The organism is Streptomyces sp. JH14 (genome assembly GCF_029428675.1).
Classification (GTDB): Bacteria; Actinomycetota; Actinomycetes; order Streptomycetales; family Streptomycetaceae; genus Streptomyces.
In genome coordinates, this window is record NZ_JAJNEL010000001.1 from 162741 (window position 1) to 178837 (window position 16097).

General features: G+C 72.2%; 12 protein-coding genes. 6 read left to right on the forward strand and 6 right to left on the reverse strand.

Features of this window, described 5'->3' with window-relative positions; translation table 11 throughout:
• Window positions 1–159 precede the first annotated feature (159 nt).
• On the forward strand, window positions 160–1542 hold the full coding sequence (locus LRD69_RS00735; protein ID WP_277324584.1) for an MFS transporter: 1383 nt from the start codon (window positions 160–162) through the stop codon (window positions 1540–1542).
• Window positions 1543–1630: 88 nt separating this feature from the next.
• Here LRD69_RS00735 and LRD69_RS00740 read toward each other — a convergent pair whose 3' ends face one another.
• Together LRD69_RS00740 and lnt are read right to left on the reverse strand one after the other, a co-directional pair.
• Window positions 1631–2110 (reverse strand): NUDIX domain-containing protein, encoded by a 480-nt coding sequence (locus tag LRD69_RS00740; protein WP_277324585.1) that lies wholly within the window; start codon window positions 2108–2110, stop codon window positions 1631–1633.
• A 31-nt stretch (window positions 2111–2141) separates the two neighbouring features.
• Window positions 2142–3734, reverse strand: a complete 1593-nt coding sequence (gene lnt, locus LRD69_RS00745; protein ID WP_277324586.1) for an apolipoprotein N-acyltransferase — start codon at window positions 3732–3734, stop codon at window positions 2142–2144.
• 194 nt (window positions 3735–3928) lie between these two features.
• Here lnt and LRD69_RS00750 point away from each other — a divergent pair, with 194 nt between their 5' ends.
• Complete coding sequence (locus tag LRD69_RS00750) at window positions 3929–5101, forward strand: O-antigen ligase family protein (protein WP_277324587.1); 1173 nt, start codon at window positions 3929–3931, stop codon at window positions 5099–5101.
• Between the two features lie 86 nt (window positions 5102–5187).
• Here the strand turns inward: LRD69_RS00750 and LRD69_RS00755 are convergent, their stop codons facing one another.
• Together LRD69_RS00755 and LRD69_RS00760 are read right to left on the reverse strand one after the other, a co-directional pair.
• The gene (locus tag LRD69_RS00755) at window positions 5188–5751 is read right to left on the reverse strand and encodes a hypothetical protein (protein WP_277324588.1); all 564 of its coding nucleotides are present in this window, start codon (window positions 5749–5751) and stop codon (window positions 5188–5190) included.
• A gap of 68 nt (window positions 5752–5819) precedes the next feature.
• Complete coding sequence (locus LRD69_RS00760; RefSeq protein ID WP_277324589.1) at window positions 5820–6605, reverse strand: aspartate/glutamate racemase family protein; 786 nt, start codon at window positions 6603–6605, stop codon at window positions 5820–5822.
• Between the two features lie 58 nt (window positions 6606–6663).
• Here LRD69_RS00760 and LRD69_RS00765 point away from each other — a divergent pair, with 58 nt between their 5' ends.
• Window positions 6664–7842: a glycosyltransferase gene (locus LRD69_RS00765; RefSeq protein WP_277324590.1), complete on the forward strand. Its 1179-nt coding sequence runs from the start codon at window positions 6664–6666 to the stop codon at window positions 7840–7842.
• Between the two features lie 51 nt (window positions 7843–7893).
• Here LRD69_RS00765 and LRD69_RS00770 read toward each other — a convergent pair whose 3' ends face one another.
• Window positions 7894–9231 (reverse strand): TerD family protein, encoded by a 1338-nt coding sequence (locus tag LRD69_RS00770; protein WP_277329579.1) that lies wholly within the window; start codon window positions 9229–9231, stop codon window positions 7894–7896.
• A gap of 255 nt (window positions 9232–9486) precedes the next feature.
• On the opposite strand from LRD69_RS00770, the gene LRD69_RS00775 reads away from it, so the two are divergent.
• From LRD69_RS00775 to LRD69_RS00785, 3 genes are all read left to right on the forward strand, one after another.
• Window positions 9487–9966: a DUF6643 family protein gene (locus LRD69_RS00775; RefSeq protein ID WP_277324591.1), complete on the forward strand. Its 480-nt coding sequence runs from the start codon at window positions 9487–9489 to the stop codon at window positions 9964–9966.
• A 401-nt stretch (window positions 9967–10367) separates the two neighbouring features.
• Window positions 10368–10976, forward strand: a complete 609-nt coding sequence (locus LRD69_RS00780; RefSeq protein ID WP_277324592.1) for a hypothetical protein — start codon at window positions 10368–10370, stop codon at window positions 10974–10976.
• A gap of 151 nt (window positions 10977–11127) precedes the next feature.
• The gene (locus LRD69_RS00785) at window positions 11128–13560 is read left to right on the forward strand and encodes a right-handed parallel beta-helix repeat-containing protein (RefSeq protein ID WP_277324593.1); all 2433 of its coding nucleotides are present in this window, start codon (window positions 11128–11130) and stop codon (window positions 13558–13560) included.
• On the opposite strand, the gene LRD69_RS00790 is transcribed toward LRD69_RS00785, so the two are convergent.
• The gene (locus tag LRD69_RS00790) at window positions 13530–15956 is read right to left on the reverse strand and encodes a hypothetical protein (protein WP_277324594.1); all 2427 of its coding nucleotides are present in this window, start codon (window positions 15954–15956) and stop codon (window positions 13530–13532) included. The genes LRD69_RS00785 and LRD69_RS00790 overlap by 31 nt on opposite strands.
• Between the last annotated feature and the right edge of the window lie 141 nt (window positions 15957–16097).

The window sequence follows — 16097 nt, forward strand, 5'->3', positions numbered from 1 at the left end:
CGCCGGAGCTCTGGCCAGGGCTCCGCGGCACCCCCATGGTGCCCGCGCGCACAGCGGCCTCCCGAACTATGGTCCCCCACCACATACGCCCCTGACCTGGCCCTTCCTACGGTGTGGCGACACAGAACCGTCCCCGTCAACCGTCCGGAAGTGGTACCCATGGCCGCCTCGGCATCCGCACCGCCAACCACCCGCTCGCTCAAGCGCATCGTCGCCGCAAGCCTCATCGGGACCACCATCGAGTGGTACGACTTCTTTCTCTACGGGTCAGCAGCCGCTCTCGTCTTCCCCAAGCTGTTCTTCCCCGAGTCCGACCCGCTCGTCGGAACGCTCCTCTCCTTCCTCACCTACGCCGTCGGCTTCGCAGCCAGGCCGCTCGGCGCCCTGGTGTTCGGGCACTACGGCGACCGGCTCGGCCGCAAGAAACTGCTGGTGCTGAGCCTGCTGCTGATGGGTGGGGCGACCTTCGCCATCGGGCTGCTGCCGACGCATGCCACCGTCGGTGTCGCCGCTCCGGTACTGCTCACGGTCCTGCGACTGGTGCAGGGCTTCGCCCTCGGTGGTGAGTGGGGCGGGGCTGTGCTCCTCGTATCGGAGCACGGCGATGCGAAGCGCCGTGGGTTCTGGGCCTCCTGGCCGCAGACCGGGGCGCCGGCCGGGCAGCTGCTCGCGACCGGGGTGCTCTCCGCGCTCACCGCGCTGCTGTCGGATTCCGCCTTCGGGTCCTGGGGCTGGCGCATCCCGTTCCTGCTCTCCGGCGTGCTCGTGATCGTCGGCTTGTGGATTCGTCTCTCTGTCGATGAATCACCGGTGTTCAAGGCTGCGCTGGCGCAGGCCGAGGCGCGCAAGGGGGCCACCGCGGCGGCCGAGAAGATGCCGCTCGTCGCCGTGCTGCGGCACCACTGGCGGGATGTCCTCATCGCCATGGGTGCCCGGATGGCGGAGAACATCAGCTACTACGTGATCACGGCGTTCATCCTCGTGTACGCGACGACTGCCGCCGAGCTGAGCAAGCAGACGGCACTGAACGCCGTGCTCATCGCCTCCGCCATCCACTTCGCGGTCATCCCGGTGTGGGGCGCGCTGTCGGACCGGTTCGGCCGCAAGCCCATCTATCTGATCGGCGCGATCGGTGTGGGGCTGTGGATGTTCCCGTTCTTCGCGCTGATCGACAACCGCAGCTTCGGGAGCCTGCTGCTCGCCGTCACGGTCGGACTCATCTTCCACGGGGCGATGTACGCGCCTCAGGCGGCCTTCTTCTCGGAGATGTTCGCGACCCGGATGCGGTACTCGGGTGCATCGATCGGTGCTCAGTTCTCGTCGGTCGCAGCCGGTGCCCCGGCGCCGCTCATCGCCACCGCGCTGCTCGAGAACTACCACAGCTCGACGATGATCTCGCTGTATGTGATCGCCGCGGCGCTCATCACCGTGCTGGCGGTCGTCTGTGCGACGGAGACCCGGCAGCGCGACCTCGAGAACATCGAGGCGGCGCCGGAGCCGGAGGCGTCCACTGCTGTGACCGCCGACGCCCGTACCGCATGAGCATCTGACTGTGTGAGCCAGAAAATCGCCGGACGGGCTGATTGGTCGAGCCCGTCCGGCGTCCGCATGAACGGCTGCTACTGGTGCCTCACTGCTGCCCGGCGGGCTCGAACCAGGTGGGTTCGTCCGTGAGCGACTGCTTGATCCGCAAGAGTGCGAACTCGTTCAACGGCGGCAGGGCGTCGACCGGGAACCAGGCCACGTCCAGCGACTCGTCGTCATTGACGCGCGCCTCGCCCCCGGTCGCGCGGCAGCGGAAGGTGATGTCCAGGAACTGGCACCGGTCGCCGTTGGCGTACTGCACCGGATCCAGCGCCTGCGTCAGCACCACCCGCTCCGCCACGCAGCGCACGGCAGTCTCCTCGTACACCTCGCGGACCGCCGTCACCGCGGGCTGCTCCCCCGGTTCGCTGATGCCGCCGATGACCGACCACTTGCCGGTGTCGGCGCGTCTCCCGAGCAGGACCCGGCCCTCGTCGTCGAAGACGACCGCGGTGACGCCCGGCAGAAGGAGCAGCTGGGTGCCCGCAGTGGCACGGAGTTCGCGGATGAAGTCAGGAGTGGCCATGCCCACGACCCTACGTGGCCCGCGCGGCGGCTCACCGCCCCTGGCGGACCCGTACCGACCGGACGGCCGCCCAGCCCAGTCCCCCCACGGCCACGAGCACGAGCAGCCCTTCGGGGAGCGTGCCCAGCCGGGTCGCCGGGGTCAGCGACGAGCGCAGCGGCACCTCGTCCACCAGCGCGTCCGCGGTGAACATCTTCGTCTGCTGGACGATCGTCCCGTCCGGGCGGATGACCGCGCTGACCCCGCTCGTGACCGGGACGACGACGGACCTGCTGTGCTCGACGGCCCGCACGCGGCTCATGGCCAGCTGCTGGTACGTCATCTCGCTGCGGCCGAAGGTGGCGTTGTTGCTGGGGACGGCGATCAGCTGACTGCCGTGTTCGACCGTGTCGCGCACGGCGTCGTCGAAAGCGGCCTCGTAGCAGGTGACGAGCCCCACCTGGGTGCCCGCGAGGTCGAAGACGCCGACCTTCTTGCCCGGTCCGAAGTCGCGCTGCACCCGGTCGACGTCCGAGCTGAAGATGCGTGCGATCGAGCGCATCGGCATGTACTCGCCGAACGGCTGGATGTGGCGCTTGTCGTACGTGGCGACGGGGCCGCCCGCCGGGTCCCACTGGATGAGGGTGTTGCGCAGTTTGCCGGTGTCGGGTTCGACGACCGCGCCGACCACGGTGGGGGCGTTGATCGCCTTCACGGCGTCGTCGATCACGATCCGCGCGTCCGCGTTGCGGTAGGGGTCGAGGTCGGAGGAGTTCTCCGGCCACAGCACGAAGTCGGGCTGGGGCACCTTGCCCGCCTTCACCTCGCGGGCGAGCTGTTCGGTGCGGCGTGCGTGGTTGTCGAGGACGGCGCGGCGCTGGGAGTTGAAGTCGAGTCCGAGGCGCGGCACGTTGCCCTGGACAGCGGCGACGGTGGCGGTGCCGTCCTCCGCCGAGTCGTCGACGAGCGGCAGCGCGGCCAGCGCCCCGGCGAGGGGTGCGAGAACGGTGACGACCGCGGCTGCGACGGCGGCGCGCGGCAGTTCACCGGTGCTGCGGTACGTGCGGATCCGGCGCACCGCTTCGCACAGGCCGAACCCGCACAGCACCACGGCGAACGAGAGCAGCGGTGTGCCGCCGACGGCCGCGAGGGGCAGGAATACGCTGTCCGCCTGCCCGAACGCGATCTTGCCCCAGGGGAAACCGCCGAACGGCACCCTGGCGCGGACCGCCTCGTCGAGGGTCCAGACCGCGGCGGCCCACACCGGCCACCAGGCGAGCCTGGACACGGCGGCGATCCCGATGCAGCCCACCGCGACGAACAGCGCCTCGGCGGCGGCGAGCGCCAGCCACGGCACGGGGCCGACCTCCTCGCCGGTCCAGTGCAGCAGCGGCAGCATGAAGCCGAGACCGGTCAGCAGGCCGAGGCCGAATCCGGTGCGCAGCCGGCGGCCGTGCAGGCACCAGCCGAGCAGCGCGAAGCCGGGCAGAACCAGCCACCACAGGGGGCGGGGCGGGAAGCTCAGGTACAGGAGCACGCCTGCGAGCAGGGCTGCGGCAGGCCGGACGAGCCGCGGCAGGAGCCGTCCGCCTCGGGACGCGCGGGCGGACTGCAGGTCGTCGACTGGGGTGATGGTGGCGCTCACCCGGCGGAGTCTACGGTGGTCGGCTGTGCGCGGGGCAGTCGCGTTCGGTGGCCGGAATCGTCCCTGCCGGATCGTTCCTGCGCATTTCCTCCACAAACCCGCACCACTGCCGTTAGCGTGTGCGCCAGTCGCCGCCGACCGGCCGCCTCCGGCCGTCGCGGACGGGACGGTCACAGTTCGGGGGGTCGGACGTGATGACTGCACCAGCGGACCGGTACGCGGCCCGTGAACGCGGCAACGCGTCGGACGCCGCCGGAGCCGTGATACTCGCCGCCTGCGCGGTCTGGTCCTTGATCAGCGCGGCCGGGCGGGAGACCCGGCCGGAGGGGGTGCTGCTGGCGCTGCTGGCCGTCGCGGCGGGCTTCGCCTGCGGCCGTATCTGCGGCACGCTGCTGCCGGTGGCCACCGCGACCGCCGCCGCCGTGGCCGCCCTGGTCATGGCCCTCCTCTCACGCAGCGGTCTGCCGGGCGCCACCGCCGCCGCCGACATAGCGCCCGGGCACACGGGGGCGGCGGCCGCGCTGCTGGTGCTGGCTGCGGGGGCCGCCTGCTGCGCGGCCGCGGCGGCCCGGCGGGTGCCGTTGCGCCTCGCGCTGCACCTGCTGGCGTTCGGTACCGCCTGCGCCGCGCTGACGCTGCGCTCGGTGGCCGGTTTCGTGGCGGCCCTCGGGGTACTGCTCTGTTCGCTGGCCGCGGCACGAATGCGCCGCAGGCTGCTCGGTCTCGCCGGGTTCGCGCTGGTGACGGCGCTGGTGGTCGGGACGTCCTGGGCGGTGGCCGAGGAAGCGCTGCCCGACGGCCTGACGATCTCCCTGGAGGGCCAGCTCACCCGGAACCGGGTGCTCCTGTGGCAGGACGCGGTGACACTCGCCGAGGAGCATCCGGCGCTCGGCATCGGACCCGACCGGTTCGCCGAGCTGAGCCCGACCGCCCGGCAGTCTCTGCGGTCCGACGGGAAACCGCACTCGGCACCGCTCCAGCAGGCAGCCGAGCAGGGCGTGGTGGGGGTGGCGCTGCTGGGGGTGGCCTTCGGCTGGCTGCTGTACGTGCTCTGGCGCTCGCCCCGCACCACGGCGGTCGTCCTGACGGCGGGCGCGGCCCTCACCGCGCTCGCGACCCTGGCGAGTGTCGGGAACGCACTGAGCTTCACGCCGGTCACGGCGGGAGCGGGGCTGCTCGCGGGGCTGGCATCGGCCCGGCGGCCCATCGGGGACGGCGCCCCCGCACCGGACCCTGCAGAAGCAGCGGACGTCCCGCGGCAGGAGCGCGGCGAGGGTGCGGGCCCCGGCGCGTACGACGCGGACGGGGCGGACAGGGCGGATGCCACGGCCGAGCACGGTCCGCGGGCGGACCACACCCCGCTCTGAGCGACGGGAGCGCAGCCCCCTCGCCCCGGCTCCTCAGGCTCTTGCCGGCGGGGCCGCCGCCCGTTCGCAGGCGGGGCGGGGCGCGCTCAGCCTCCGGCCGGTGCGCCCGCCGCGGGAAGCTGGAGCCGCTCGCGGATGAAGCGCACCCCCGCCTCCGCGTCGTCCACCGTGACCGTGAACGTCCTGCCGTCACCGAGTTGGAGCACCAGGCCCTCCCCCCGGCGGACCACCACGGCCGTCCCCTGTTCCGGTCGCCAGCGGTAGCCCCAGCCGCCCCATTGGCGGGGGGTGACCTGGGGTACGAACTCCGCGCCCACCACGTGGGCCAGCAGGATCCGGCGGCGCGGCAGGCCCATGTGGCCGCAGCGCACTTCGAGGGCGTGCCCGTCGACGCGCACGGCCACGTTGACGAAGGCGACCGTGCCGAACAGCATGAGCAGGCCGGCCGCCACGCAGCCGATGACCGCCATCAGCAGCGGGACGACGCCTGAGGTCCAGTTGGAGCTCACCGCGAGCTCGACACCCAGGGCCAGGCACGCCGCACCGGCGGCGGCGAGAACCCACTGGGCCTTGTTGCTGGCCCGCCCGGTCCAAACGGTGGGAGACGCCTCGGCCGTGTTGTGCCTCGGTTTTCGGGGGTGGTCCCTCATGCCAGCAGCGTACTCAGAATCCGCCCGGCGGGGATGGGTCCAACAGCTCTCGCGGGACCGCCGAAGCCTCAGCGGGCGGGGCTGACGGCGCTCAGCAGAAGCCCTTCGGCGTAGGTCAGGGCGGCTTCCGGCAGCTGGGCGTCGTGGCCGCCGAGGAGCACGGTGAGCGAGGTGGCCGGTTCGGCCGACGGAGCGGGTTCGGCCCCGATCCGGCGCAGTGCCTGGGCGGCGACGGCCCCGGCGGAGCCGTGCAGTGCGACGGGCGGCCGACCGGGCTGCTGAACGGCGGCCCTGATGCGCTCGGCGACCAGTTCGTAGTGGGTGCAGCCGAGGACGACGGCCCGTACGTCCGGTGGAGTGAGGGCGGCCGCCGCGGCGACGGTCCGGTCGATCGCGGCCATGTCCGCGTTCTGCACGGCGTCGGCGAGTCCGGGGCACGGGACCTCGGTGACGGCGACGGAGCCGGCGAAGTCACGGATGAGTCCGCGCTGGTACGGGCTGCCCGTGGTGGCGGGGGTCGCCCAGATGGCGACGGGGCCGCCACCGGCCGCGGCCGGCTTGATCGCGGGGACGGTGCCGATGACCGGCAGCGTGGGCTCCAGCTCGGCGCGGAGCGCCGGCAGGGCGTGCACGGAGGCGGTGTTGCAGGCGACGATCAGTGCGTCGGGCCGGTGGGCGGCGGCCGCACGGGCGACGGCGAGCGCGAGGCCGGTCACATCCTGCGGCGTGCGCGGTCCCCACGGCATGGAGGCGGGGTCGGACGAGAGCACCAGGTCGGCGTCGGGCCTCAGCCGGCGTACCGCGGTGGCCGCCGCGAGCAGGCCGATTCCGGAGTCCATGAGCGCGATCTTCACCCGGTCACCATAGTCGACCGCCCTTGCGCTCTCGTCGGAGTGGGGCAGACTGCGGCGGATGAGCGCCGTTGCGTGGATCGCCGTGGGTTCGCTGGCCGCATGGGTGTGGCTGCTGCTGGGGCAGGGTTTCTTCTGGCGTACCGGCCAGCGGCTGCCGCGGCGCGCGGCCCCGGACCGCTGGCCGTCGGTGGCGATCGTCGTGCCCGCACGCGATGAAGCGGACATGCTGCCGGTGAGTCTGCCGTCGCTGCTGGCGCAGGACTATCCGGGGGCCGCGGAGGTCTTCCTGGTCGACGACTGCAGCAAGGACGGCACCGGTGATCTCGCGCGTGCGCTGTCTGTACGCCACGGCGGGCTGCCGGTGACGGTGGTGTCGCCCGGGGAGCCCGAGCCCGGCTGGACGGGCAAGCTCTGGGCCGTCCGGCACGGGATCTCGCTGGCGCAGGCCCGGAAGCCGGCGCCGGAGTATCTCCTGCTGACCGACGCGGACATCGCACATGAGCCGGACAGCCTGAGGGAGCTGGTCTCCGCGGCCTGCTCCGGCGGGTTCGACCTGGTCTCGCAGATGGCGCGGCTGCGAGTGGCGAGCGCCTGGGAGCGCCTGGTCGTGCCGGCCTTCGTGTACTTCTTCGCGCAGCTCTATCCGTTCCGGTGGGTGAACCGGGCGGGGGCGCGGACCGCGGCGGCGGCCGGGGGGTGCGTACTGCTGCGGACCGAGGCCGCACAGCGGGCGCGGGTGCCGGAGTCGATCCGGCAGGCGGTGATCGACGATGTGTCGCTGGCGCGCGCGGTGCAGCGCAGCGGCGGCCGGATCTGGCTGGGGCTCGCGGAGCGGGTGGACAGTGTGCGCCCGTATCCGCGGCTGGCGGATCTGTGGCGCATGGTCTCGCGCAGCGCGTACGCGCAGCTGCGGCACAACCCGCTGCTGCTCGCCGGGACGGTACTGGGTCTCGCACTCGTCTATCTGGCACCGCCGGTCACTCTTGCGGCGGGGCTGACGGCCGGTGATCCGGCGGCGGCGTGGGCGGGTGGCGCGGCGTGGGCGGTGATGGCGGGAACGTACATGCCGATGCTGGGCTACTACCGGCAGTCGCTCTGGCTGGGGCCGCTGCTGCCGTTCACCGCCGTGCTGTATCTGCTGATGACCGTCGATTCGGCGGTACAGCACCACCGGGGCCGCGGTGCGGCCTGGAAGGGGCGTACCTACGCCCGTCCCGAGGCCGCACCGGAGCGATGAGCGGTGGGGGTACCCGTCCTTCGTCGGTAGCGGTACCGGACGGGCCGGGGGTCATTTACGACCGGGTGTCCAGTTCATCCCCCACCCGTAGGCGTAGTCGACGGTGCGCTGCGGGCTCACCCCGCGTTCGGGTACGAGATAGCGGGCTTCGCGCTGGACGGTGAGGTCTCCCCCGTTGTTGGTGAGGAGTGCGAGCGCGCAGACCGTGGAGGGGACGGTGCATTCGTCGAGCGAGAAGTCGATGGCGGCGCCGTGCTGCGGCTGGAGGGTTACGGTCGCGTGCAGATCGGCGAAACTCCGGGCGCCTTCATAGATGGTGACGAAGATCAGGACGCGGCGGAGCCGGTCCTTGTGGTCGAGGTTGATCGTCAGGTTCTCACCGGTCGAGACGGCGCCGGTGCGGTCGTCTCCGTCGAGATGGATATAGGGCGGCTGCGCGAAGGCACCGAAGGCGTTTCCGAGCGCCTGCACAACTCCCTTCCTGCCGTCGGTGAGTTCGTAGAGCGCACAGAGATCAAGATCGAGGTCCGCGTGGTGGGCGACGGCTCTGCCGAGTTTGCTGCCCCAGCCCGTGAACTGTTTGCGCACCTGCCAGTTGAGATTCACGCGCATGGCTCCCGAAGTACCGCCCTGCTTGGCGAGGGAGACCGAGGGCGCGTCCTTGGTGAGCGTCACCTTGGACAGCCGGACGGGCTGAGTGGCCGGCGGGGCGGCCGGGGGTACGGGTGGTGCCGTCGGGACGGTGGGCAACGTGTGGAGGTACTGCCCCGCGGGCGCCTGCGGCGGCGCCGGCAGGTCAACTCGCGTTGCACTATGGGGCGGTTGAGGCTGTTGCGGGGGCTGGGGCCGCTGCGGTTCGTCGACGGAAATCCCGAAGTCCGTTGCGAGCCCTTCGAGACCGGTGCTGTACCCCTGGCCGACGGCGCGGAATTTCCACGCTCCCTGCCGCCGGTACAGCTCACCGAGAATGAATGCCGTCTCCACCGTCGCATCGGCGCTGTCGAAGCGCGCGATCTCGGCGCCGTCGGACGCATCCATGATCCGTACGTGCAGCCCTGCCACCTGCCCGAACGCGCCGCCGTCCGCGGATGCGGCCAGGACGATGCGCTCGATGACGGGCTCCACCCGCGCCAGGTCGACCGCGATGCTGTCCGCGACACCACCCGCCACACTCCGTCGCCCTTCGTGACGGACCGAACCCGATCCGTGCACCGGCTGGTTGTAAAAGACGAAGTCCGCGTCGCTGCGGACCTTTCCCGACACGAGAAGGAGCGCCGATCCGTCCACGTCCGGTGTGCCGGGGGCGGCACGCCACCCCAATTCGACGCGCACGGCCTGAGCCGCCACCGGAACATTGGCTCCTTTTAGCATGGTCATGTCCGCCCCCATCGCGAGCCCGGCTGCCAAAGGCTTTCCGGGCCAACCTAATCCGTACCCGCCGCGGAGCCCACAGCCATGCCGTGCCCCGTCCGGCGATCCGCCGGTAACCCCCTGTGAACTCGCCCTTTACACGATCACTACGGGCCCGGACGCCCTTTTTTCCCAAGTTCGCTCGCATTGGGGATCCCAGTTCACTCACATCTCGTAAACCAACCCTCTTATCGGGCTCCCCAACCAGCACATCGTGGGCTTAACTTATGTGCCATGACCTCCCCCCGCTCCACCTACGGCGGCGGCTACTACGCCGCACCGTCGTTCCCCGACACTCCGATCTACGACTCCCTGGTCGCGGAGCGGGGCACCCCTCAGATCGCCCCGATCCGAGTGCCTGCCGCCTATGACACCGGCAGCAGCTATCTGCCGGCGCTGCCGTCGGCGTTGCCGGCCCTGCCCGCGGCGCCTTCCCAGTCCGGCCCGTCGTACGGCTACCCGCAGCCGATGGCCGCGCAGCAGCAGAGCTACACGCCGATGCAGCCGGCTCATCTGCAGCACGCCCCGGCGCCGTACATCCCGCAGCAGCCGACGGGGATGCGTGGCGGATACCAGGCGCCGCAGCCCCAGCAGCAGCGCCCCGCGCCGAGCACCGGATACGAGTCGATGCGTCCCGCGTCGCCGCGCCCCGTGCCCGCGCCCTCTCCGTACGAGGACCCGTACAACCGCCCGTACCAGGGCCGGGGGTACTGAGCCGGGGGTACTGAGCCGGGGGACGCCGGCCGGCGCTGCCGGCCGGCCGCACCGAGCCGGGCGACCCGCCGCACACCGGGCCGCCCGGGATGCTTGCCGGGGGCATGCATCCTCCGGCACTGCGTGCTGTGCCCATGCATCCGGTCGGGGCGTCGTCGAGCCGTGGGGACTCGACGACGGCCGCCGATGGCGCGTGTCCGCGGGGCGGGGCCCGCGCGAGCCGGCAGCCGCGCACGGCGCCGGTCGTCTCATCATCACGCCGACGCACGAGGACCGGTCGAGGGGGAACTCACCGGGGTGACCCGCGCGTTGCACAGAGTGAAGTAGCTCTCTCTTCGCTGCTCCAGCGCGCGAACGGTGCCGTATCAGGTTATGACGGATGCGGAAGGGGGTGCAGAACGGTGCGAGCAGTTTCGGGAGTCTGGCGTTGGCGGCACAATCCTCTGCGCCGCGCCACTGACCGGCTCGAGGCATGGCTGGCCCTGGTCGCGTTGCTGCTGATGGTCCTGGCTGCGCCTGTGTGCGGCTGGCTGTGCGGGGTGCTCACCGACGGCGCCCTGCAGGAGGCGGTACGGGCCCAGCAGGCGCAGCGCCATGTCATCACGGCCGTGGTGGTACGCCGCGTGCCGGGGGCGTCGAATCTTGCCGCGGATCCTGAAGTCTCCTCGGAGCGCACGACCCGGACGACGGTGCTGGCACGCTGGAAGGCCCCGGACGGCACGCCCCGCAGGGATACGGTGGCGACCTCCTCCCGCGTCACGGAGCCCGGCTCCCGGGTACGTATCTGGACCGACCGGCAGGGCCGTGCCGCGCTGCCCCCCATGGACGGGACGACGGCCCGCACGCATGCGGCACTGGCCGGGTTCGGGGTGACGCTGATCGGCGTCGGTCTGATCGAGACCGGGCGGCGTCTGATCGTATGGCGCATGGTGCAACGGCGGTATGCGCGACTCGACCGGGACTGGGCCGAGTCGGGCCCGGACTGGGGCAGGACGGGCACAGGCAGCTGATGAGCTGCTGATCGGGTCAACTCCCGCCCCCCGCGCGCGCTACGGTGGACCGGCCCGCCCGCCTCTTCGGCGGGCGGACCCGGAATGACCGCTGCCGCAAGGCCGGTGGTCAGGGCATCACACACGCACGAGGTGGGGGCACAGCAGCGCCATGGCACAGGGCACGGTCCAGGTGACGCACACCGGCACATCGCGGTGGCGGCGCCGCACGGGCGAATACGCCTCCCTCACCGCAGCCCTCGAGGCCGCGGCGGACGGTGATGTCCTCACCGTCGCGCCGGGCACCTACCGGGAGAATCTGGTCCTGCACCGCGCGGTGACACTGCGCGGCCCCGAGGGCTCCGTCGGTTCCGTGCGGATCGCCCCGGTCGACGGCGTTCCACTGACGGTCCGCGCCTCCGCCGTCGTCCAGGATCTGCATGTGGAGGGCCAGGACTCGGCGGCCCCCGCGGTACTCATCGAGGACGGCGCTCCGGAACTGGCGGATCTGCGGATCGTGACGCGCTCCGCCGCCGGGATCGAGGTGCGCGGGGCGGCCCGCCCCAGCGTGCGCCGCTGCACGGTCGACAATCCCGCCGGTGTCGGCATCGCCGTACTCGAGGGTGCGGGCGGGGTGTTCGAGGAGTGCGAGATCGTCTCGGCCGGACAGTCCGGTGTCGCCGTACGCGACGGGGCGCATCCACGGCTCGAGCGCTGCCGGATCCATCACACCTCGGGCGCGGGGCTGAGCGTCACCGGTGAGGGCAGCGGTCTGGAGGGCGTCGGCTGCGAGGTGTACGAGATCAAGGGCAGCGGCATACAGGTGACCGCTCGCGCCTCGGCCCATCTCACCGACTGCACGGTGCACCGCACTTCGTCCGACGGGGTCACGCTCGACACCGACGCGGTGCTGACGCTCGCCGACTGCGACATCCATGACATCCCGGAGAACGCGGTGGATCTGCGCTCGCGTTCGGTTCTCACGCTGACCCGCTCCACGGTGCGCCGATTCGGCCGCAACGGCCTCTCGGTGTGGGACCCGGGCACCCGGGTCGATGCCAACCAGTGCGAGATCCACGACAGTACCGGCGATTACCCGGCGGTCTGGGTGAGCGACGGGGCGACCGTGATACTGGACTCCTGCCGGGTCCATGACGTGCCGGACGCGATCTTCGTCCTCGACCGGGGCTCGCGCGCCGACGTCGTCGACAGTGATCTCACCCAGGTCCGCAACACGGCGGTGTCGGTGAGTGACGGGGCGACCGCGCAGCTCGACGACTGCCGGATCCGCGAGGCGTCGACCGGTGCCTGGTTCCGTGACCACGGCAGCGGCGGCACGTTGAACAACTGCACCATCGACGCGGCGCAGACCGGCGTCATCGTCACCAAGGGCGCCGACCCGACCATCGAGCGCTGCACGGTCACCTCGCCCGCCGAGGCCGGTTTCTATGTCTCCGCCGAGGGCCGCGGCACCTTCCACAGCTGCCGGGTCACCGGCAGTGACGGCTACGGCTTCCATGTGATGGACGGCTGCCGTACGACGCTGACCCGGTGCCGCACGGAGCGGTGCGCCCGCGGGGGCTACGAGTTCGCCGAAGGCGGCTCGCACGGCGACGGGCAGGGGACGGGCCCGGTCGTGGAGGGCTGCACCAGCGACGAGAGCGGGCTGCGCACTCCTCCTCCCCCGCCGCCCACGGTGGTCACGGCGACCGAGACGGCCCCCGGACTGCTCGGTGGGGTACCCACGCAGCGTGCGGTCGTGCCCACCGCCGTCGAGGTGCCCACCGAGCCGGTACGCACATCGGGCGCCGTTCTCGGTGAACTCGACGCGCTGGTGGGCCTGGACAGCGTCAAGCGTGAGGTGCGGGCCCTCACCGACATGATCGAGGTGGGCCGCCGCCGTCTGGAGGCCGGCCTCAAAGCCGCTTCGGTGCGGCGCCATCTCGTCTTCACCGGCTCCCCCGGCACCGGCAAGACGACGGTGGCCCGGCTGTACGGCGAGATCCTCGCCTCGCTCGGCGTGCTGGAGCGCGGGCATCTCGTCGAGGTGTCCCGGGTCGACCTGGTCGGTGAGCACATCGGATCGACCGCCATCCGCACCCAGGAGGCCTTCGACCGGGCGCGCGGCGGGGTGCTGTTCGTCGACGAGGCGTACGCGCTGTCGCCGGAGGACTCGGGCCGGGACTTCGGCCGCGAGGCGATCGACACGCTCGTGAAGCTGATGGAGGACCACCGGGACGCGGTGGTCGTCATCGTGGCCGGCTACACCCGGGAGATGGAGCGGTTCCTCACCGTCAACCCCGGTGTGGCGTCCCGGTTCTCACGGACCATCACCTTCAGCGACTACGAGCCCGGCGAACTGCTGCGGATCGTCGATCAGCAGGCGGAGGAACACGAGTACAGCCTGGCCGAGGGCACCGGGGACGCGCTGCTCAAGTACTTCACCGAGCTGCCCAAGGGCCCTGCGTTCGGCAACGGCCGGACGGCCCGTCAGACCTTCGAGTCGATGGTCGAGCGGCATGCGGGCCGGGTCGCCCAGCTCGCCGAGGCGAGCACGGACGACCTCACGCTCCTCTACCCGGAGGACCTGCCGGAGCTCCCCTGAGTCTCCTCGGTGCCCCCGTCGCCCTGGCGGGGCACGACCGGTCCGAGCCGGGCGAGCAGTGCGGCGCGCTCCTCGGCGAAGACCGGGTCGGCCTGGTAGTCCGAGTGTCCCAGAACCGGTTCGGGAAGCGGGTGTTCCGGCGTACGCCGGTAGACCAGCGGGTCCCGCAGGGGGCCCCGGTCCACCTCGGGCCCGGGCCCGTCATCGAGCCGGACCCGGCCGCCGATGGGGTCGGTTGCCCGCCACAGGTTGCGCCAGCAGTGCACGGACCGGTGCAGTCCGCGCAGCGGTCCTGGACCGAAGTAGGCCGGGAACCAGCGCCCGTACAGCCGCTCGATCGGCGAGCCGTAGGTGAGCAGGGCGACCCGCCCGCGGGTCTCGGCGGGCAGCTGCCAGACCGCGGACGCCGCGAGGACGCTGCCCTGGGAGTGGCCCGAGATGACCAGTCTGCCGCGGGTGAGGCCGGTCCAGCCGGACATCCGGGACGCCAGGTCGGGGACGGCACGCTCGGCGTAGCACGGCGGCGCGAAGGGGTGAGCGGCGCGCGGCCAGAACGTACCGACGTCCCAGAGGATGCCGATGGTGCGCCGCGCGGACGCATCGCGATAGGCGCGCCGCCCCCAGGTGACGAAGAGGATGAAGCCGAAGCCGACCATCCAGGACCCGGTCGACTGGGCTGCCTCCGCCACCGATTCGATGAACGGTCCCGCACCGTCCATCGCCCGTCCCGGCACCTGTCCGCTCACCCACGCTCCGGCGACGGCCCCCGCGCCGAGCAGCAGGGTGGCGCCGGAGACCAGGCCGAGCAGCCAGGGTGCCGAGTCGGTCAGGGCGGCCGTGGCCCGGGTCCTGGCGATCTGCCGGGTGCGAGCGGCGTCCGGCCACTTCTGCCCGTACTCCTGGTCGACCTCGGGCTCCAGGGCGCGGGCGGCGAGCCAGGTGCGGACGCCCAGCACGGCGGCGGGGACCACCAGCAGCACCAGGAGCACGGGGATGACGGAAGCCTGCCAGCTGAGCAGCACCGGCGGCCCTTCGATGACGGGCGCCCGGCCCATGCCGGGGGTGCCGGAGCCGTCGAGCCAGTCGGCGACGCGCTGGGCGACCCCGCCGGACATGACGCCGCCGAGGGCGCAGGCGAGCATCGCGACCGCGGGGCCGCCGAGTCCGTACAGGACCGTGCGCGGCTCGGGTGTCCGCCGGTACAGGCCGAGCGCCACCGCCGCGAGGACGACCACGAGAGCCCCCTGGCCCACGGTGAGGACGCGGAACGTGACATCTCCGGGGAGTGAGCCTTCGGAGACCCAGCCGGGACGGGACCAGGCGGCGTACACGGCGGCAAGGACGAGCAGGGCGAGGGCGGCGCCGGGCAGCCAGCTGATGAGGGCCCTGTCGAGCCGGTTGTCGAGCCGGCGCTCGCTGCGGCCTCGACGGCACACCACCCAGAGCACAACGAGCGTGCCCAGCACGAGCATTGCCTCGATCAGACTGCCGAGGAAGCCGGGTACGGGGCCGGTGGCGGCGCGGTCGTGCCGGGCCGCGGCGCCGGCGACGGCCGCCGCCACGGTCAGGAAGCCGGCGGCGGTGTGCGCGGCCCGCAGCCGGGCGACCAGCCGTCGGCCGTACCAGAAGCCGGGTCGGCCGAGGGCGGGGCGGACGACTGCGGTGGGAGCGGGGCCGGGGTCGCCTCCACCGGCGGTGCGGTCGTCGGTCGCCGGGTCGTCGGTCGTGGGGTCGTCGGGAGCATCGCCGTCGTCCGGCTCCGCGCCGGTGAGCGGGCGCTGCGACTCGTAGGCGCTCCAGGTCCGGTTGGAGAGGTACCAGAGCAGCCCCACCAGCGCCGTCGGCACCACCGCGGCGAGCGCGAGCCGGCGGCCCGGCTGCGACCACCAGCCGCCCTGCGCCGTCGACAGGAAACCGAGCCAGGACCGCTGGTTCGAGCAGTCGGGTACGCCCGCACACTGCCAGGCCACCAGGTCGAGTGCGACCTCGCAGGCCGCGGCGGTCAGCAGCACGGTGAGACTGAGCGCGACGAGCCGCACGAGTACGCCGTAGAGCCGTACCGCGCGGGTGCGGCCCCTGGCGGTGGGCCGCATCCAGTGGGCGAGGTTGACCACCATGAACGGGAGGAGCAGCAGCCAGAGCGCGCGGGAGCCGTTGCCGGAGGTGAGGTTGGACCAGCAGTAGGCCTCCTCGATGGGCCGGGCCCGGTACCGCTCGGGGTGCTGCTCGGCGTCGATGTCCCCGGTGCGCCGGTAGACGGCGGCCGTCGCATCACCGGTGACCCGGGTGATCCGGGGATCGTCGAGCATGCCCTGGGGGGTGGCTCCACCGACTCCGTGGACGAGCAGTTCCAGCGCGGCCCCCGTGCTCTGCGGGGCCTGGGTGACAGGGGGCACGTGGGTGACTCGCTCTCTCGCGCTCTCGGCATTACGGGCATTACCCATGATTTTCGAGGATCAGGGGCGGCATGCTGATGCCCTGTCACCAGAATCGCGGAACAGCGGCCGCGAGGGCACCCGTCTCACCGAATCTCCCCA